The 19318-nt window shown below is 48.3% G+C and carries 14 protein-coding genes; 12 read left to right on the top strand and 2 right to left on the bottom strand.

Annotated features, from left to right (window positions below; genetic code table 11):
* Nucleotides 1–236: 236 nt before the first annotated feature.
* The 3 genes from AC58UX_RS20730 (at nt 237) to AC58UX_RS20720 (ending at nt 4575) form a co-directional block, all read left to right on the top strand.
* Nucleotides 237–1982 (top strand): ABC transporter ATP-binding protein, encoded by a 1746-nt coding sequence (locus AC58UX_RS20730; RefSeq protein WP_497256173.1) that lies wholly within the window; start codon nt 237–239, stop codon nt 1980–1982.
* 66 nt (nt 1983–2048) lie between these two features.
* Nucleotides 2049–4121, top strand: a complete 2073-nt coding sequence (locus AC58UX_RS20725) for an ABC transporter ATP-binding protein (RefSeq protein ID WP_497256171.1) — start codon at nt 2049–2051, stop codon at nt 4119–4121.
* 145 nt (nt 4122–4266) lie between these two features.
* Nucleotides 4267–4575 (top strand): hypothetical protein, encoded by a 309-nt coding sequence (locus AC58UX_RS20720; RefSeq protein WP_497256169.1) that lies wholly within the window; start codon nt 4267–4269, stop codon nt 4573–4575.
* A 324-nt stretch (nt 4576–4899) separates the two neighbouring features.
* On the opposite strand, the gene AC58UX_RS20715 is transcribed toward AC58UX_RS20720, so the two are convergent.
* Nucleotides 4900–5520, bottom strand: coding sequence for an NAD(P)-dependent oxidoreductase (locus tag AC58UX_RS20715; protein ID WP_497256167.1), 621 nt, complete (start codon nt 5518–5520; stop codon nt 4900–4902).
* A 167-nt stretch (nt 5521–5687) separates the two neighbouring features.
* Between AC58UX_RS20715 and rluF the strand changes: the two genes are divergently transcribed.
* On the top strand, nt 5688–6401 hold the full coding sequence (gene rluF, locus AC58UX_RS20710) for a 23S rRNA pseudouridine(2604) synthase RluF (RefSeq protein WP_497256165.1): 714 nt from the start codon (nt 5688–5690) through the stop codon (nt 6399–6401).
* Nucleotides 6402–6611: 210 nt separating this feature from the next.
* Nucleotides 6612–8978, top strand: a complete 2367-nt coding sequence (locus AC58UX_RS20705) for an S-layer homology domain-containing protein (RefSeq protein ID WP_497256163.1) — start codon at nt 6612–6614, stop codon at nt 8976–8978.
* 70 nt (nt 8979–9048) lie between these two features.
* On the opposite strand, the gene AC58UX_RS20700 is transcribed toward AC58UX_RS20705, so the two are convergent.
* On the bottom strand, nt 9049–9657 hold the full coding sequence (locus tag AC58UX_RS20700; protein ID WP_497256161.1) for a TetR/AcrR family transcriptional regulator: 609 nt from the start codon (nt 9655–9657) through the stop codon (nt 9049–9051).
* A 212-nt stretch (nt 9658–9869) separates the two neighbouring features.
* On the opposite strand from AC58UX_RS20700, the gene AC58UX_RS20695 reads away from it, so the two are divergent.
* The 7 genes from AC58UX_RS20695 to AC58UX_RS20665 all read left to right on the top strand — a co-directional run bounded on the left by AC58UX_RS20695 (nt 9870) and on the right by AC58UX_RS20665 (nt 19228).
* On the top strand, nt 9870–11372 hold the full coding sequence (locus tag AC58UX_RS20695; protein ID WP_497256159.1) for an MDR family MFS transporter: 1503 nt from the start codon (nt 9870–9872) through the stop codon (nt 11370–11372).
* 173 nt (nt 11373–11545) lie between these two features.
* Nucleotides 11546–12802 carry a threonine ammonia-lyase IlvA gene (gene ilvA / locus AC58UX_RS20690; protein WP_497256157.1) on the top strand — a complete coding sequence of 419 codons (1257 nt, stop codon included), beginning with the start codon at nt 11546–11548 and terminating at the stop codon, nt 12800–12802.
* 306 nt (nt 12803–13108) lie between these two features.
* On the top strand, nt 13109–14158 hold the full coding sequence (locus AC58UX_RS20685) for a BMP family lipoprotein (RefSeq protein WP_497256155.1): 1050 nt from the start codon (nt 13109–13111) through the stop codon (nt 14156–14158).
* A 136-nt stretch (nt 14159–14294) separates the two neighbouring features.
* Nucleotides 14295–15836 carry an ABC transporter ATP-binding protein gene (locus AC58UX_RS20680; RefSeq protein ID WP_497256153.1) on the top strand — a complete coding sequence of 514 codons (1542 nt, stop codon included), beginning with the start codon at nt 14295–14297 and terminating at the stop codon, nt 15834–15836.
* Nucleotides 15829–16908, top strand: coding sequence for an ABC transporter permease (locus tag AC58UX_RS20675; protein WP_497256151.1), 1080 nt, complete (start codon nt 15829–15831; stop codon nt 16906–16908). The genes AC58UX_RS20680 and AC58UX_RS20675 overlap by 8 nt, the downstream gene beginning before the upstream one ends.
* 1 nt (nt 16909) lies before the next feature.
* A complete protein-coding gene (locus tag AC58UX_RS20670; protein WP_497256149.1) occupies nt 16910–17893 on the top strand; it encodes an ABC transporter permease in 984 nt (327 codons plus the stop codon).
* A gap of 753 nt (nt 17894–18646) precedes the next feature.
* Entirely contained in the window at nt 18647–19228 is a 582-nt protein-coding gene (locus AC58UX_RS20665) for a nucleotidyltransferase family protein (protein ID WP_497256590.1), read from the top strand.
* The last annotated feature ends 90 nt before the right edge of the window (nt 19229–19318 follow it).

Genomic DNA, 19318 nt, shown 5'->3' with positions numbered 1-19318 from the left:
GCGGACATACGTCCAACCTAATTTCATAGATGGTAACCCGCTGGTTAGCCCGAGCGACTGCATACGCATGTTCGGCTGCTAGCACCCCTTCCTATACGTAAAGTTTGTGAAGCGCGGGTTACGAAGTTCGTAACGAGCGCTTTTCTGTTTTCATAAGAAGGCATATCGCTGCGTGCGGTATGTCTTTTTGCGTCTTTCGGTGTCTATGCACGATTTGAGAGGAGTGACAAAAACGCATGTTTACTGTGTTAAAAAAATTAGCTTGGTTTTTCAAAATGAACTGGAAACGCTATAGCCTCGCCATCGGGTTGCTGATCTTCGTGGGCATTATTGATGTCTTGCCGCCGAAGCTGATTGGCTACGCGATTGATGGAATACACATGGGCACATTAACGGGGGCCAAATTGTTTCAATTGCTCGCCTTCTGGGGCGTGCTTATCGTTGTGAGCTATGGGTTGTCATACGTATGGCTTTATCAATTGTTTGGAGGCGCCTTTGTATTGGAGCGCGTGCTCCGCTCGCGATTCATGCGGCAGCTGCTTAAGATGACGCCTACGTTCTATGAACGCAACCGCACGGGAGATCTCATGGCGAGAGCAACGAACGATCTGCAAGCTGTGTCAACAACTGCAGGATTTGGGATTTTGACCTTCGTAGATTCCACGTTGTTCATGTTAACCATTCTAGCCATGATGGGCTTCTTCATTAGCTGGAAGCTGACCTTGGCCTCGATTTTGCCGCTGCCGATTATGGCTGTCGCCATTACGGTCTATGGGGGCCGCATTCACGAGAGATTCATTCTCGCACAGGATGCTTTTGGGCAAATGAATGACCGCGTGTTGGAAACCATTGCAGGTGTTCGGGTCATTCGGGCTTTTGTCCAGGAAAAAGCAAGTGAACGCAATTTCGCGACGATGACGGACGACGTGTATCGGAAAAATATCGCCGTAGCGGTCATTGACGCTCTTTTTGAACCAACGGTCAAAATTCTCGTAGGTATTTCCTACCTTATTGGACTTTGTTACGGAGGCTTCCTCGTGTTCCACAGTGAACTGACGCTCGGGGAGCTGGTATCCTTTAATACCTTCCTCGGTATGCTGATCTGGCCGATGTTTGCTATTGGTGAGCTCATGAACATTATGCAGCGCGGGAATGCATCTTTAGATCGTGTTAACGAGACACTCGGCTACAAGCCTGATGTCAAAGAAGTGCCGAATGCTGCGACGCAACTGATGCCAGATTCCATTCACTTTGAAAATGTAACCTTCCGTTACCCTTCCTCATCCATTGATAATTTGGTCAAAATGACGTTCCGCTTGAAACGCGGACAGACGCTCGGCATTGTCGGCCGAACCGGCAGCGGCAAAACAACCCTGCTGAAGCAGCTGCTTCGCGAGTATCCTGTCGGTCAAGGCGCGATCACGATCACGGATACGCCAATCGAACAGATCGCAATCGATACGCTGCACGGTTGGATCGGATATGTGCCGCAGGAGCCGATTTTGTTCTCAAAAAGCGTGCGCGAAAACATCATGTTCGGCAAGGGGCAAGGCACCGAAGAAGAACTGATGCGCGCGCTTGATCTCGCCGCATTCCGCAAGGATGTCGAGTTCCTGCCGGAAGGGCTGCAGACACTCGTCGGGGAAAAAGGCGTCGCCTTATCCGGCGGCCAGAAGCAGCGCGTATCCATTGCGCGGGCGCTGTACGTCGATCCGGAGATTCTCCTGCTCGACGACGCACTTTCTGCGGTGGACGCGAAGACAGAAGCCGAGATCATCAGCGGTATTCGCACCGAACGCGCAGGCAAAACGACCCTAATAACCACGCACCGACTCTCCGCCGTGCAGCATGCCGATTGGATTGTTGTGCTGGATGAGGGGTATATCATTGAAGAAGGCACGCACGAGCAGCTTCTTGCGCTTGGCGGCTGGTATAAAGAACAATTTGACCGCCAGCAGCTGGAAGAGCAGACGGTTGGCTAAATACGACAAAAGACATAAAAACTTTTTAATTGAAAGAACCCAGAAGAAAAGTAGGTGAGACTCCTGATGAAACAAACGAAATCAACTAAACAAACCGGCAAACGGTTGTTCCAATATGCGGCTCAGTTCAAGCAAACCTTGCTCATTGCTCTGGTATTTTTATCCTTGGCCGTCGCCACTGAGCTAGCGGGACCGTTCATTGCGAAGCATATGATCGACACGCACATTCTTGGCATCGAGAAGCCATGGTATGAGACGCAGTCGAAGGCGTTAAGCGAGAAGGCTGTGGCTTATGAGCAGACATTTTTTAAGCGGGGTGACAACTTCGCGGAAGGCGAGCCGAAGGGAAGAGAGGTTCGTATTTTACAAGTGGGGGGCAAGTTCGTCTGGTTAGATCAGGCCCTCCCTTGGGATGGTGTGCGTAAGCTCACAGATGATGGAAAGCTGCAAGTCACACAAGACGGAAAGCAAGCTGAATACGCGGTAAAACGTCTAAGTGCGCAGGAGCTGTACAACTTTTACAAGCCGCAATGGGCCAATCTCATGACGCTTGCAGGGTTTTATGTGATCTTGATTTTCGTGGGGGCGGGCTTCACGTATGGGCAGAAATTTCTGCTCCAATCCGCAGCGAACCGCATCATTCAGCGCATGCGTAGAGACGTGTTCGCACAAATCCAGCGATTGCCGATCAATTATTTTGATAATCAGCCTGCAGGCAAAATCGTCTCACGCATCACCAATGACACCGAATCCGTGCGGGATTTGTATGTGCAGGTGTTGGCGAACTTTTTTACGGGTACGATCTACATCGTCGGTATTATCGCCGCTATTTTCATCTTAGATTACCGTTTGGCGCTCTTCACATTGCCGATTATTCCGCTGTTAGTGGCGTGGATTATCGTCTATCGGAAGTACGCTTCTACGATCAATCACGAAATTCGAGAGCGCATTAGTGCAATTAACGGCATGATCAATGAGGCGATTCAAGGGATGACGATCATTCGCGCTTTTCGCCGACAAAAGGAAACTACTGAGGAATTTGAAATTCTGAATGAAGAATATACGCGATACCAAAATAAGCTGCTCAGCCTGAACTCCTTAACCTCCCATAACTTGATGAACGTGGTGCGGAACTTGTTCTTCTTCGGCTTGATCTGGTACGTCGGTGGCAGTGCGCTGAATGCCGTAATTACCGTTGGCGTGCTCTACGCCTTCGTCGATTACCTCAACCGGATGTTCCATCCTATGGTAGGTATCGTGAATCAGCTGCCGAATTTGGAGCGCGCGCTCGTGTCGGCGGACCGGGTATTCGAACTGCTGGATGAGCAAGGCGTGGATGTTGTAGCTGAAAAAGCAGACCGCTACAAAGGCCACGTGAGCTTCGAGCACGTTCGCTTCGCCTACAAAGAAGGGGAGGATGTACTGAAAGACATCTCCTTCTCCGCAAAGCAAGGGCAAACCGTTGCCCTAGTTGGTCACACAGGCTCAGGCAAAAGCTCGATCCTGAACCTGTTGTTCCGTTTCTATGAGGTGAGCGAAGGCCGGATCACGGTGGATGGCCGCGATATCCGCGAGCTATCGAAGCAGCAGCTTCGTCAGCACATGGGCATCGTGCTGCAGGATCCGTTCCTGTTCACGGGGACGATTGCTTCCAATGTGTCCTTGGACGATCCGTCCATCACCCGTGAACGGGTGGAGGCGGCGCTGCGCGAGGTTGGCGCAGCGGAGATGCTTGGGGCGCTGCCGCACGGCCTCGATGAGCCCGTCATCGAGAAGGGCAGCACGCTGTCGGCTGGGCAGCGGCAGCTGATCTCTTTTGCCCGGGCGCTGGCGTTCGACCCGGCGATCTTGATCCTCGATGAGGCGACGGCCTCCATCGACACGGAGACCGAGGCCGTCATTCAGGCCGCGCTCGATGTGTTGAAGAAGGGGCGTACCACCTTCATCATTGCGCATAGGCTGTCGACGATTCGCAGCGCTGACCTCATTCTTGTGCTCGACCACGGCGAGATCGTCGAGCGTGGCACACATGAGGAGCTCATGGGGCTCCTCGGGCGGTACTACCAGATGTACCAGCTGCAGGCTGGACATCCGGAAATTGCTGCGGCCGCGGAGGACGGCGTGCCGAGCAAGCTGTAGGCGGCGTCGGTCGGATGGACTGGTCTGGGCGCATAGACTCGGTCTCGAGTCGAGGACGAATCTCGACAAAAGGCTGACGACTGCAATTTTCCAATATGGTACAATAGAGTCAATTCATGATTGTGCTTAAGGAGGAACATTTATTATGCGTTCAGATACAATTCGTCTACTCAACTTGATTCAGCTCTTATCGGAAATAGCGATTGCGGTAGGGTATGTACTTGGATTAATCCCATTCGTGTATACATGGTCAATGGGATGGGTTATCCCGTTGGTATTCGTTAATTTGGTGTTGGCCATCCTCACAGGCAATGGGACAACGCTGAAAACGATCATCAACATTGCATTGGCCTTCTTAAGTCTGATTCCTTTGCTTGGTTACGTATTCCGCTTTGGCGGAATCGTGGTGTCAGGCCTGAATATGAGAGAGTTGTCTAGAAGACGCAACAACTAATAATGAAAAAACGGATGGCGCCGTATGGCGTTCATCCGTTTTTTGTGTGTAGGTAAAAGCAGGCTGCCAGAGCGCACGCCCCGACTAAATGGAAAATATACAGCTAATTTCATCACATTCGGCTAAATGATCATTAGATGGATTTCCTACAGCTAATTTTCCTAAATAGCCAATGTGAGAGGAAATCCTCAAAATTAGCTGCATAAAATCCAGTTAATCGGTAAAATTGGCGCGTTTCGTGTGGATTAGCTGCATAAAATCCAGTTAGCCGCCGTGAGGGGGCCTAGGTTGTCGGTCGCGGCCGCGGGTAAGGCGGGCTGGAATCTAATACGCCAACCCCACGCGGCACCCCACGTACGTGCCCTCCACCGAGACGCGGTAGGTGAACGCCGCGGTGTCGCCGACGGTGATCGACGTACCGCCGTCGGGCAAGAGCTCGCGCTCCGCGCGGAACTGACCCTGCGCCTCGCCGTCGGGCAAATACGTTGGACACACAACGGTCCAACTCAGGCCCGACTCGGCGAGCAGCGCCCACGCCGCGCGGTGCTCCTCGGCTGCGCGTGTCATGGAGCGCCGCGAATCCGGCGCCTCAAAGCGCAGCAGCCCCGGATGCTCGCGGCTCGGCAGGATGCCGGCTGTGCCGACGGTGACCACGCGGCTCACGCCGGCAGCCTTCATCGCCCCGATGAGCAGGGGCGTGGCTTCAGTCAGCACCGTGCCGCCATCGGTGCTGAGGCAGCTCACGACCGCGTCTACGCCGGTCATGGCTTTTTCGAGATCCGCTGCGGAACAAGCATCACCTTGCAGCAAGGTGAGGTGTTCGGAGCGCAGCGTTATTTTATCTATATTCCGTACAATCGCGGTTACGGTATGTCCATCTTGCAAGGCCAGTGCCAGAATACGCTGGCCTACGCGGCCTGTTGCTCCTAATAGTAGAAAGTGCATCATCGTTCTCCTTCGGTATGTAATTCTTTTATGTAGTATAACAGAAAGGGTGTCGTCCTCGTCATTCGTCTACGGCTTTCGACGGCGACTTGAACCAGCGCGGCGAATCCAGCATAATAGAAGGTATTGAATTCAAATGAAGACGGGATAGAAGGGAATTTCGGGGCATGAGAATTAACAAGTTTATTAGTGAAACCGGCGTGTGCTCCAGACGTGAGGCGGATAAGTGGGTCGAAGCGGGGCGCGTGACGATCAATGGTCAAATTGCTGGGTTGGGTAGTGTGGTAGGTCCTGGTGATGAAGTGAAGGTAGATGGCCGCGCGATCGGCGAGAAGAAAGAGCATGTTTATATTGCGCTCAACAAGCCTGTGGGCATCACCAGTACAACGGAGGCGCACATCCAAGGGAATATCGTGGATTTTGTTGGTCATTCTGAGCGGATTTTTCCTATCGGCAGATTGGACAAGGACTCGGAAGGGCTCATCCTGCTGACGAATAACGGGGATATTGTGAATCAGATTCTCCGAGCGGAGAACAATCATGATAAAGAATATATTGTCACGGTGAATCGTCCGATCACGCAGATGTTTCTCAAAGGTATGTCTAGCGGTGTGCGCATACTTGGCACGATGACGAAGCCATGCGAAATTGTTCAGGTAAATGAGCGGGTGTTTCGGATTATTTTGACCCAAGGACTGAATAGACAAATTCGCCGCATGTGCGAAGCGTTCGGATATCGTGTTGTTAGGCTGCAGCGTGTACGCATTATGCACATCCATTTGGGTTCCTTGAAGGTCGGGAGATGGCGGGATTTGACGCAAGGCGAGTTAGCAGATTTGATGCAGACACTTAGTCTGGAGAAGGGCAATTCCGTTCGGTAGTTTCATAACCAATTAATTCAGCACATGTGGGACCATTCGCGTAAGGGGGATGTTCGAGCATGTGTTTTTTCTTGTTAAAAATTTCTAAAACGGTTGCAACCTTTTTCCATAATTCACCGTCAAGTAGTATGTGGCACTTGGACACGTTCAAGAAGCTGCCAGTCAATAGATCCAGATGTTGTATGGAGAACACTAAGGAGGAAGATGACTTTGAAAAGATTGAAACAAGCAGGCACGATGGTACTCGCATCGACATTGTTGCTTACACTTGCCCCGACTGGAGTATGGGCGGAAATGGCATCTAGTTCAGGTATGGCGATCTCCGTGTCATCCCCTGCCTTCCCAGGACAAGTCGATACCCCAACGCTCGATGCTAAAATTACAAAAGATCAGGCTCTTGAACGCGCTAAAGGCTACATAGCACTGCCCGATGATTATACATTTCAATCGATTAGTTTGAATGCGTATTATGGCATGAATGGCCAAAATATCCCGACCTGGAACATCAGCTACGCTAAAAAGGTGAAAGATCGTTTCTATGGCTCCGCTAATATCTCGATCAACGGCTTGGACGGCACATTAACTTCCTATTCCATGAATGACAACGATCCAGATCATAAGCCTTCTTATCCGCCTAAGGTGGATTTTCAAGCTGCCAAGGATTTGGCCACTGCTTTCATAACGAAAGTAAACCCAGAGAAGCAGAAAGAACTGCTTTACGATGATTCAGTAGAAAAAGCGTTCCGCACCCCGCTTGATGGTAATTATCAATATAATATCCGTTATGATCGTTCCGTAGGGGGGATTCCCTACTCGGGCAATGGACTTAATGTCAACGTCAATGGTGAAGGTCAGATCACAGGCTATTGGTACAACTGGGATGATAACGTGACTTTCGATCAGACGAGCACACCGATTTCGAAGGAGAAAGCGGCGGGGCTCATTCGTGAGAAAGCAGAGCTTTCCTTGCAATATCAGATTCCATATAACACCCAAGGGAAGAAAGTTCCGATTATTGCTTATTTAATGAACGGTTTTGCTTTGGATGCTGCGACAGGAGAGGTCTGGAACGCAATTCCTCATGTAAGCGGCGGTAATAAGCCATTAACGGATAAACCGCTCGGAGCGAAGCCTACAGCTACTTTGAATGTGACGAAGGAAGAAGCGGTTAAGAAGATCGTATCCACGTTTAACTTATCCGCTGATTACAAGCTGCAAGAAGCGAACTATAACGAGTCGAAAAATCCTGAAACAGGTGAGGTCTCCTCGAACTGGAATATGAGCTGGAACAAGGCGACGACGGATACATCAGCTAGTGGCAAAATGATAGCGGGTAACAACGTTTGGGCAGCTGTGAACAGCAAAACCGGAGCAATTATCAACTTCAACTCCTACGTACCTTATAGTGAGAATGATAAGGCTGTGGAGGGCAAAATCTCATTAGAGGATGCAATCACGAAGAGTACGGATTTCGTAAAAGCGCAGCTTCCAGCCTCTACGGACCAGCTTGTGCTGAATGTTCAGAAGGAGTACTCGGATGAGCAGCTAAAGCAAATGCGTACATGGGAAATTAGCTATAAGCGCGTCATTGACGGTATTGTTGCGGGTAATGAAGAAGTGCGGGTCAGCATTGACCGCGTAACTGGAGCGATCACTGGGTTCTATGCATCCCTTAGCAATGTAGAGTACCCTTCCCAAAAACCAGAGGTCATTTCCATCGATAAGGCAAAGGATCTGTGGCTGTCTCAGTTCGATGTAAAGCTTGGCTACGTATTGGAGAGCAACGGATATTACGGACCTATGCCGATTGAGAAATACCGTGTAATGATGGCAGCAGGCGAGCTTCCTCCGTCAGCGGCGGCGAATGCCAAAGGGGAAACGAAAGCGAAGCTTGTATATTCCCTTGTTTCCAAAAATTCAAATCGCGAAGGTTTCCTATTGGATGCTCAGTCCGGTCAATGGCGCAGTGCGCAATCTGGCGAAGTGATCTCCTTGGATAAGGTCGTAGTCAGCGACATTGATAACCATTGGGCGAAAAATGAACTTCAATTGATGCTTGATTATCAAGCTTTAGATGTGAAAGATGGCAAAGTAAGCCCAGATCAAACCATCAAGCGCGGTGAGTTGGTCAAAATGCTGGTCATCGCCATGAATGGCGGCAACGGCGGCATTTATTACGGAGCTGACCGAGCGGCTTCCTTCGCGGATGTGGGCAATGGCTCTAAATATTTTGCCTATGTTGAAAATGCGGTGGATCGCGGACTGCTTGATGTAGGAAAAGAATTCAATCCGGAAGCGACGATGGATCGCGAAGCTATGGCGCAGCTAATTGTGAAGGCGCTTGGTTACCATAGTCTAACGAAGTTTGACGGGGTATTTAACAGCCAATTCGCGGATGCTGCGAAGCTGGAGCACGTGGGCGACGCTGCGATTGTTGTAGGCCTGAATATTATGACACTCAGCGACGGCTATTTTGCTCCACAGGAAGAAGTGACGAAAGCGCAGGCGGCAAGCGCATTCTACCGCTTCTTGCAGAAGAGATCCGAATTGCAAGAGAAGCCGCGGTATTACTACTAGTCTAAAGTGATTCGACATACAGGAAACGACAAAGACCTCTCATGCGAGCATGAGAGGTCTTTAGTGAGCCTTAGGCTTTTTTGAAAAGTAAGCAGATCAACCGATGATAATGAGCCTTCATATGCTCTTTCGTATAGGCTTTCTCATTCTTGATATGAAAATAGCCGATCGGTGAAAGGGAGCAAATGATCGTATGGGCTGCAAAATCCGGCTCCGCTTGCTGAGCAAGTTCGGGTCCAAGGGACTCGAGTATAAGCTCGGATAATTTATCGCGGATGAATTGGTAGATCGGAGATAGGAAGAAGTTGCGGCCATCCTCGCAGTTCACATCAAGCTTGGTTGACATGGCAACGATCAGCTCGGCTTTTTCTTCAATTTCATCAATCCATAGCTCCAAAATGCCCGTTAGTCGATCAATCGGTGCGGCCTGCTTATGTTTGTCGAGGAACATCATAATCTCATTGATAAATTGCTTCCCATATTGTTGAAGGACATCGAAACACAGGTCGCCTTTATCCGCATATCTGCGATAGAGGGTCGCTTGTCCGATACCTGCTGTTTTGGCAATTTGATGCATGCTGACCGATTGAACGCCATAATCATGAAAGAGTTGTTTGGCGGTTTGGAGTATTAATTGGCGATTTTCCATGGCGTCCTTGCGTTCATGACGAATAGACATCGATAACCACCTCGTTAGATGTGAATTTATTGTGTTCGTATTGACAAAGAAACGAAATTTCTGTTAGCATCATGAATGTAAACGGACATCTGTCCGTTTACAACAGACGTTATTGATGTTCGTGTATGTCTGCCACTATTGTATTGTACAGGGTATACTATATGCGGTCAACGATAGACAAGAGAGAGTAATTAATCGGATGGAGGGATTACATGTCTTCACAAGCAACATCGAAAGAAACAGAAGCTCCGTTTTCAATGCGCAGCATTTTGGGGCCGCTGGTAGCTATTGTTGTTGGTATTTTCATGGTTATTTTGGATGGAACAGCGGTAAACGTTGCTCTTCCTAAGCTGCAAGAAGAATTCAATTTGCTAAACCTATCACTCGTTCAATGGACGGTCATTGGTTACGCATTGGCGCAAGCCGCGGTTATTCCGTTGGCAGGTTGGTTATCGGATCGATTCGGGGCTAAGAAAATTTTCTTAATTTCCGTAGGCCTTTTCACCATCGGTTCCGGTCTTTGTGCACTAGCAAACTCGGTTGAGATGCTGATCGCTTACCGTGTTATTCAAGGTTTAGGCGGCGGCGTCGTTGTACCGATTGCCATGGCATTTATTTATCGTTTATCTCCGCCAGGTAAAGTAGGGGCCGTCATGGGTATGATGGGGATTCCAATCCTATTAGGTCCAGCTCTTGGTCCAGTTGTTGCTGGTTGGTTAGTTGAGTATTATAGCTGGCAGTGGATTTTCTTAATTAATCTGCCTATCGGTGTTATTGGTATTATCTTAGGTATTCGTACATTGCCTAATATGCAACGTCAAAGCGTTGCTTCCCTAGATTTGCTGGGCATGTTGTTAGGGCCTCTAGCTTTCGCGGCGCTTGTTTACGGTGTTTCCAATGGTGGTATTGATCCAATTACGGGTGAATCCACATGGACAGATGCAGATACGCTGATCGGTTCTGGTATCGGGGTAGTCGCACTTATCCTATTTATTATTGTTGAATTAAGACAGAAGAATCCGCTTTTGGAGCTTCGCGTTTTCCGTTCTGGTAACTTCACGAAGGGGATTGTCGTGCAATGGATTTCACAAATCGCGATGTTCGGAACGATGTTCCTTGTCCCTTTATTCTTACAGCAAGCACACGGATACAGCCCATTGAAAACGGGATTGATCATGCTTCCGCAAGCTTTGGCTTCCGGGTTGTTCATGCCAATCGGCGGTAAGCTGTCCGACCGTTTCGGTGCTCGTCCGCTCGTTATTGCGGGTATGGTTCTTACAACGATTTCGGCATTGTTGCTTTCCAATATTTCTGGTGATTCAGGAATTGGTACGGTTATGCTTCCGCTTACGCTTCTTGGAGCGGGTATGGGACTATTCATGATGCCGCTGAATAACCACTTGATTCAATCAGCGCCACAGAACTTGGTTGGTCGTGTAACGTCATTGACGAACGCGGCGCAGCAAGTTATGATGTCCTTCGCTATTGCGATCTTGATGACAATTTTCAGTACGAAATTTAAGGACTTGATGGTAGAGTCAGGCGCGCAAAAGCCAGATGTAGGCTTATACGCTTCCGCATTCGGTCATACGTTCCTTATTCTACTCGGTATTGCGATTGTTGGCGGTCTGCTTGGTCTGATGCTGCAGAAGCCTAAGAAAGTGGAAGGCCAGTCCGATAATGCGGCTGAAATTCCGATGATGGTTGGTCACTAATCTCTACATGTAGATGCTAAGGAGCCGCACCTCAAGGTCAATGGACTGCGAGGGGCGGCTTCTGTTCATTCGAAGTATCCTACCAACGATATTTGCGTACAGAACGCACTACATATGTTACAATACATGTTAAAACTTATTCGAAGCTGCAAAGAAGAAAGGGTGTTGGAAAGATGGTTGTATCTGGTAAAGTGGGTTTGGAAGATATTATTAGAGCCAATCATGTGCTCAGCAGGGTGATCGAACCGTCGCCATTGCAACGCAATGAGCTGCTCTCCAGCCAATATGAATGTAACGTTTACCTTAAACGTGAAGATATGCAAATCGTGCGTTCGTTCAAAATCCGCGGAGCTTACAATGTCATCCAAAGCTTATCGGCGGAAGAGCGCGCAGCAGGGGTTGTGTGTGCGAGCGCAGGCAACCATGCGCAGGGCGTGGCTTACTCCTGTAAGCAGCTGGGCATCGAAGGCAAGATCTTCATGCCGACAACGACACCTCGCCAGAAGATTTCGCAAGTGAAGCTGTTCGGCGGCTCTTTCGTGGAAGTCATCCTTACTGGTGATTCCTTTGATGATTCTTCGGCTCAGGCCAAAGCCTACTGCCTGAAGGAGAATAAGGTGTTTATCCATCCATTCGATGATGTTCGCACGATTGCTGGACAAGGGACAGTCGGGCTGGAGATTATGAATCAGATGCCGGAAACGCCGGATTACATCTTTGCCACGATCGGTGGAGGCGGACTAGCTGCTGGAGTAGCTACGTATGTACAAAGTGTATCCCCTCGTACGCGCATTATTGGCGCAGAGCCTGAGGGTGCGGCTAGCATGACGGAAGCGCTAAAGCAAGGTGGCGTTATTAAGCTGCCATCGATTGAGAAGTTTGTGGACGGTGCAGCTGTAGCGCAAGTAGGCGAGATGACGTTTGACATTTGCAAAGAAAAGCTGGAGGATATCGTGATTATCCCAGCCGGCAAGGAATGTACAACGATATTGGAGCTGTATAACAGCAATGCGATTGTTATTGAGCCGGCAGGAGCACTTCCTGTTGCAGCACTGGATGCGTACCGCGAGCAAATTCGTGGCAAGAATATCGTCTGTATCATTAGCGGTGGGAACAATGACATTGACCGGATGCAGCAAATCAAAGAGCGGTCGCTTGTGTATGAAGGATTGAAGCACTATTTTGTCTTGAATTTCCCGCAACGCGCAGGAGCGCTGCGTGAATTTTTGGAGGAAGTGCTAGGGCCTTCCGACGACATCACTCGTTTTGAATATACGAAGAAGAATAACCGTGATGATGCACCGGCGCTGGTCGGAATCGAGCTAAAAAATAAAGACGATTATGAGGGACTGATCGAACGCCTTTCCCGCAAAGATTATGGTTATATCGAAATCAATAAGGATCCAAAGTTATTTAACCTTCTCATCTAGAGGAGGTTTTTTTGCACGAAAAGTGTCATAAAATTCACATCACACCATCTAGATTTAATTAACCACTGGTTGTATAATTAATAATTGGGGCTTTGAACCTATATTGTCGGGAAAAACAAAAAAGTGCATGTTAACTTGTGTGACATGACGAATTGCGTGAATCATTAGAAGATTCGCTTTGCTGTTAGCAATCCAGATGATACACTTAAATTGAAGTCAACTTACATAATTTAACTGAATTTGGTCAACCTACAGTGTGGGCTTCATGGTTTCAATTAAATGATGATACGATGGGGGTAAAATCAAATGAAAAAGATTTTTACTACAGTACTTATGTCTGTAACCGTTTCTGCCTTGGTGCTTTCCGGCTGCGCCAAAAAAGAAGAGACAGGTTCATCTGCTTCACCTGCAGCAAGTGCAGTAGCTAGCGATAACACAGGTAAAGACTTCAAAATCGGTATGGTTACCGATATCGGTGGCGTAAACGACAAATCCTTTAACCAAAGCGCATGGGAAGGCTTGACGCTTCTCAAAAAACAAACAAGCGCTGCAGTGAAAAACCTTGAAAGTAAAAGCGATGCAGACTACACGCCTAACTTGAATCAATTCGTTAAAGACGGCTACAACCTAACTTGGGGTATTGGCTTCTTGATGGGTGACGCTGTTAAAACGGTAGCAACGCAAAACCCGAACGCGAAACTTGCGATCATCGATAACGTTGTAGAAGCTCCGAACGTGGAGTCAGTTACTTTCTCCGAGCAAGAAGGTTCTTACCTTGTTGGTGTGGTAGCAGGTCTTACAACGAAAACAAATAAAATCGGTTTCGTTGGCGGTATCGATATTCCAGTTATCAAACGTTTTGAAGCTGGCTTCGTAGCTGGCGTTAAAGCGGTAAAACCTGATGCTAAAGTTCAAATCAACTACACAGGCGCTTTCGACAAGCCTGACCTTGGTAAAGCGGCAGCAGCAACGATCTACAACGATGGCGCTGATATCATTTTCCACGCAGCTGGATCCACGGGTAACGGTGTGTTCAACGAAGCGAAAGATCGCGCGAAAAACGGTAAAAAAGTATGGGTTATCGGCGTAGATAAAGACCAATCCCTTGAGTTTGGTGACGAAGTAACACTAACGTCCATGTTGAAGCGTGTTGATTCCGCGGTACTTCGCGTATCCAAAGATGTTGTTGCAGGTAAATTCCAAGGTGGTAAAGTTGTTACTTTGGGTCTGAAAGACGATGGTGTAGGCCTTCCGGAAACATCCAAGAAAAACGTTTCTGCTGATATCTTGAAAAAAGTTGACGAGTACAAAGCTAAAATCATAAGCGGCGAAATCAAAGTTCCAGAAAAGCCATAATGCACTGACAGAACTTATTGGCACGAACGATAGGTTGAGATCTGTCCCAACAAGGCTAGTTATATTAACTAGCCTTGTTCTTTAGTTTTAGCCCGCAATCTTCGTATTAAAAAAAATTGATCCTTAGGGTGATCTGATGAGTGAAGCAGTCCCAGTTGTTGAACTTCGCAACATTACAAAACGGTTTCCAGGCATTGTAGCGAATGATTCCATTAGCTTAAAGCTCAAAAAAGGCGAAATTCATGCCTTGCTTGGTGAGAATGGTGCAGGCAAATCAACACTGATGAATATTGTGTTCGGTTTATATCAACCGGATGAAGGCAGTATTTTAGTTCAAGGCAATGAAGTTTCTATCGATAGTCCGAATCGAGCGATTGAGCTCGGCATCGGGATGGTGCATCAGCATTTCAAGCTGGTACAACCTTTTACAGTTACGGAAAACATCATTTTGGGTATGGAACCCAAGCGTGGAATGAACGTTGACATTCGAACAGCGCAAGACAAAGTGCGCAAGCTATCCGAGCAATACGGTTTACGTGTGGATCCAAAAGCTAAAATCGAAGATATTTCGGTCGGCATGCAGCAGCGTGTGGAAATATTGAAAACGCTGTATCGCGGCGCCGATATTCTCATTTTTGACGAGCCTACAGCAGTACTAACGCCGCAAGAGATTAGTGAATTGATGGTCATTATGCGTAACCTTGTGAAAGAGGGCAAGTCCATTATTCTCATTACACATAAGCTAAAAGAAATTATGGAGATCGCCGATACAGTGACGATTATTCGTCGCGGTAAAGTGATTGATTCCTTGGCCTGCGTCCAAGCGAATCCGCAAATTCTTGCCGAGAAAATGGTCGGGCGCGATGTCTCATTTAAAGTGAGTAAAGAAGCCGTGAAACTGGGAGAGCCCGTTCTCCAGGTACAAGATTTGATGGTGCGTAATCAGCAAGGATTAGCTTCGCTCAAGGGGCTCAATTTTGAAGTGAAAGCTGGAGAAATTCTTGGTATCGCGGGTGTAGATGGCAATGGTCAGAGTGAATTGATCGAAGCGTTGACAGGCTTGCGTAACGTGGATAGCGGTAAAGTGCTGCTCATGGGCAGCGACATTACGAACCAAACACCGCGTGAGATTTCCGAAGCCGGCTTATCACATATCCCTGAGGATCGGCATAAGCACGGGTTGGTGCTTGATTTTACAATGAGTGAAAACATGGTGCTGGAAACGTACTTCCATCCTGCGTACAACAAAGGCGGCTTCTTGAATTATGAGGCCATCGATAAGCATGCTGAAGCGCTGATTAAACAGTTTGATGTGCGCACACCGAGTATTTACAACAAGGCGCGTTCCTTGTCAGGCGGTAATCAACAAAAGGCGATTATTGCAAGGGAAATACATAAGAATCCAAATCTGTTGATCGCGGCGCAGCCAACGCGTGGTTTGGATGTTGGTGCGATCGAATTCGTGCATCGGATGCTGATTGAGCAGCGGAACAAAGGGAAAGCTGTGTTGTTGATTTCTTTTGAGCTGGATGAAATTATGAATGTTTCGGATCGCATTGCCGTTATCTATGAAGGTCAGATTGTTGGCGAAGTGATGCCGCAGGATACGAATGATCAAGAGATCGGTCTGCTCATGGCAGGCAGTAAGCGCGCCGAGAAAGGAGCCCTACATGAATAAAGTTGTTCGCATTTTTACAAGTGAATCAGCCGTTAATCCCCTTGTGGCGATTGTGTTGGGGCTGCTGTTCGGAGCGCTTGTCATGCTGGCTGGCGGATATAATCCGATTACGGCATATGGCGCGCTATTTTCTCGTATTTTGGGCAGTCCGTACGATATCGGTGAGTCGATTCGGGCGATTACGCCACTTATTTTGACCGGTTTATCCGTTGCGTTCGCTTTCCGTACAGGTTTGTTCAATATTGGTGCGGAAGGTCAGTTCGTGATGGGGATGACGGGGGCTACTTTTATTGGAGTCAAAATCCACGGCCTGCCGTGGATCATTCATGCTCCCCTTGCGGTTATCGTTGGGGCATTGGTTGGCGGACTTTGGGGTGCGATTGCCGGCTATTTGAAGGCGAAGCGCGGTGTGAATGAAGTTATTACCACGATCATGTTGAACTGGATTTCATTGTTCTTGTCCAATTATATCGTCAACACCTTCCTGCTTGAGCCGAAGCAACAGCGTTCCTATATGATTCAAGACTCGGCATCGCTGAGCATTGGGTGGCTGTCAGAGATGACGAATCATGCGAGGCTCCACTGGGGCGTCTTGATTGCGATTCTAGCGGCAGTCGTTTTCTACTTGATTCTTTGGAAAACGAAGCAAGGCTACGAGCTGCGCGCGGTAGGGCATAATATCGATGCAGCAAAATATGCGGGCATGAACGTGAATAGAAACATCATTAAGGCGATGTTTATTTCCGGGGTTTTTGCCGGGCTTGCCGGTGTGTTTGAGGTACTGGGCGTATTCCATTATCAAGTCGTTGCTGCAGGCACGCCAGGGTATGGGTTCGACGGTATTGCTGTATCCTTGCTCGGAGCGAACAATCCGATAGGGGTTGTGCTGGGCGCTGTCCTTTTCGGTGGCTTATCTTATGGTTCTGCGGGGATGAGCTTTGGTGCAGATGTGCCGCCAGAAATTATCCGTATTGTTATCGGATCGGTAATCTTCTTCGTAGCTACCCAAGGTATTGTTAAATGGGTGCTGCTCCCGATCTATGGCAAACGCAAGAAAGAGAGGGCTTCGTAACATGGACCTGCTCAGTATGCTTAATGCGTTTTTCACGAAATTTAGTGAGCTTATTAATACAACGCTGGTGTATTCCACCGCGCTAATATTCGGGGCTTTGGGTGGTATTTACTCAGAGCGCTCCGGGATTGTAAACATCGGCATCGAAGGTTTGATGGTTTCAGGTGCCTTCGCTGCTGCGGTTGGCACTTATTATGCGGAAGAAGCCAACATGGGCATCTGGTCCCCGTGGATTGGGCTCTTGTGCGCATTGCTATTCGCTTTGATTTTTGCTTTGATTCATGCGGTAGCGACGATTTCGTTCAAAGCGAATCAAGTCATCAGCGGTGTGGTCATCAACTTCTTGGCAGCTGGGGTAACTTTGTATTTGGTAAAAGTATTGTTCGACGGCGCAGGTCAAACCGAGACGCTGAACGATGTTTTCTCCAAATGGGAAATACCGCTCCTTTCCAAAATTCCGTATATCGGCTATGCGCTTTTCACGGCGTATCCAACTACGTATATCGCGTTAATTCTCGTTTTCGTGACTTGGTATGTGCTGTTCAAAACACCGTTCGGCTTGCGTCTGCGTGCCGTGGGTGAGCATCCGAGTGCCGCGGATACCGTTGGGATTAAAGTGAAACGCGTCCGCTATCTCGCTGTACTGATTAGCGGCTTGCTTGGCGGCCTCGGCGGGGCGACAATCACGCTGACGACGACAAGCGCGTTCTCGCATAACACGATCTCGGGGCAAGGCTTTATCGCCATGGCCGCGATGATTTTCGGCAAATGGCATCCATTTGGCGCGCTGGGCGCCGCGGTCTTCTTCGGAATGGCACAAGCGCTCAACAACTTCATGCGCTTGTTCGACTTCTCGAAGAACATTCCGCAGGAATTCCTCTATATGCTGCCGTACGTACTGACAATCCTCGTATTGGCAGGCGCCGTGGGCCGCGCGAAAGCACCGTCGGCTCTTGGTGAGCCGTACGATCCAGGTAAGAGATAGACATAGCAAGGGCGAAGAACAGTCACTCCGTGGGAGTGGCTGTTCTTTTTTCGCATCACCGCGTCCGTCCCCATGCTCGGCTAACTTCAACTACCGAGATGCGGAACGTGGTTCCCTTATTTGGTAGTTTTGGGGTGAATTCGTGAAGTTGCGGAACGAGAGGCCGCTATTTTGTCCAAAATAGCTCGAATGCCTCTGTTTATAAGCGATTAGCGGAACCACGTTCCGCAACTTTTTGATTTGTGTCGTTTTGCAGGAAATAGCGGAACTACGTTCCGCAACTTCTAATCGACACCGGTATTGCTTTGTTGTAGGTACTATCCCCATCACTCAGGTCAGCGAGTAGTTGATCCCTATCCTGAGTCAAGGGGATAGTTCACAGATGATTAGATGTTAATGCTGTCCCTTTCTCGTTACCTCGTCCGCTTCCAATCCAGACTGTCCTTGTCCACGGCTACTTTCCTTCCCGCTCAACCACCCCCGGTATCTAACGGACACACTAGCCGCTATATATCGCAATAGCAGGGTTAGTAATTTGTACCGGACACGAATACTGCTATGTATGCTACAAAGGCTCATTTCAGCTCACAAATCGGCAAATAACGTTCCTTGTGTCCGTTAGCATGCAAATTCGCCCGATTTCTTGTTCATAGTGGCCGTCAGGTCCGTTAGCGTAACGGTGCGAAGGGGTCATGGGCCACGAACAGACGCAGATGATATATAATGTAACTAATGACTCGGGAGGCGATAGTTCTGAAATTACAAAATGAACAAGATATTATTCAACTCGTAAAAAACGATGAGTGGATGATGCAGATCTTACACAACGCCAAATCTCTGAACTTGCCTGACTGGTGGGTATGTGCGGGATTTGTTCGCTCTAAAATTTGGGATACACTTCACGATTTTACGGAAAGAACACCAATGCCTGACGTGGATGTCATCTATTTTGATAAGAGTAATCTTGATGAGAAGGTAGAGAAGCAATTAGAACAACAGCTTAAACATATCAACCCCCAAGTCCCTTGGTCGGTCAAAAATGAAGCGAGAATGCACGTTGTTAATAACCTACCGCCTTATTCTTCGTCCGTTGATGCGATCTCGAAATTTCCAGAAACAGCGACAGCATTAGGGCTAACTTTAGACGAACAAGATAACGTTATCTTAACAGCCCCTTGTGGAATTGAAGATGTGTTACAAGTACGGTTAAAACCAACACCTTATTTTGCAGAAACAAAAGAAAGAGTCGTCATTTATGAGGAACGAATTGTTAAGAAGAATTGGAAGAGCATTTGGGACAAGGTAATCGTTCATCATCCTCAACAATCCTACTAACATAGTTAAAATATCAAAAAGTCAGCGAGAATTTCGCTGGCTTTTTTAGTTACGCCTTTTCATGTGCCAAAGAGGCGCAATCTGCTAATG

Source organism: Paenibacillus sp. J22P90 (genome assembly GCF_059692195.1).
The sequence above is the reverse complement of the archived record's forward strand: the minus strand, read 5'-3'. Positions and strand labels throughout refer to the sequence as shown.

What these genes read in the sequence shown, in the direction of transcription:
- AC58UX_RS20730 (WP_497256173.1), top strand. Translation starts at nt 237, where the DNA reads ATGTTTACTGTGTTAAAAAAATTAGCTTGGTTTTTCAAAATGAACTGG.
- AC58UX_RS20725 (WP_497256171.1), top strand. Translation starts at nt 2,049, where the DNA reads ATGAAACAAACGAAATCAACTAAACAAACCGGCAAACGGTTGTTCCAA.
- AC58UX_RS20720 (WP_497256169.1), top strand. Translation starts at nt 4,267, where the DNA reads ATGCGTTCAGATACAATTCGTCTACTCAACTTGATTCAGCTCTTATCG.
- AC58UX_RS20715 (WP_497256167.1), bottom strand. Translation starts at nt 5,520, where the DNA reads ATGCACTTTCTACTATTAGGAGCAACAGGCCGCGTAGGCCAGCGTATT.
- rluF (WP_497256165.1), top strand. Translation starts at nt 5,688, where the DNA reads ATGAGAATTAACAAGTTTATTAGTGAAACCGGCGTGTGCTCCAGACGT.
- AC58UX_RS20700 (WP_497256161.1), bottom strand. Translation starts at nt 9,657, where the DNA reads ATGTCTATTCGTCATGAACGCAAGGACGCCATGGAAAATCGCCAATTA.
- AC58UX_RS20695 (WP_497256159.1), top strand. Translation starts at nt 9,870, where the DNA reads ATGTCTTCACAAGCAACATCGAAAGAAACAGAAGCTCCGTTTTCAATG.
- ilvA (WP_497256157.1), top strand. Translation starts at nt 11,546, where the DNA reads ATGGTTGTATCTGGTAAAGTGGGTTTGGAAGATATTATTAGAGCCAAT.
- AC58UX_RS20685 (WP_497256155.1), top strand. Translation starts at nt 13,109, where the DNA reads ATGAAAAAGATTTTTACTACAGTACTTATGTCTGTAACCGTTTCTGCC.
- AC58UX_RS20680 (WP_497256153.1), top strand. Translation starts at nt 14,295, where the DNA reads ATGAGTGAAGCAGTCCCAGTTGTTGAACTTCGCAACATTACAAAACGG.
- AC58UX_RS20675 (WP_497256151.1), top strand. Translation starts at nt 15,829, where the DNA reads ATGAATAAAGTTGTTCGCATTTTTACAAGTGAATCAGCCGTTAATCCC.
- AC58UX_RS20670 (WP_497256149.1), top strand. Translation starts at nt 16,910, where the DNA reads ATGGACCTGCTCAGTATGCTTAATGCGTTTTTCACGAAATTTAGTGAG.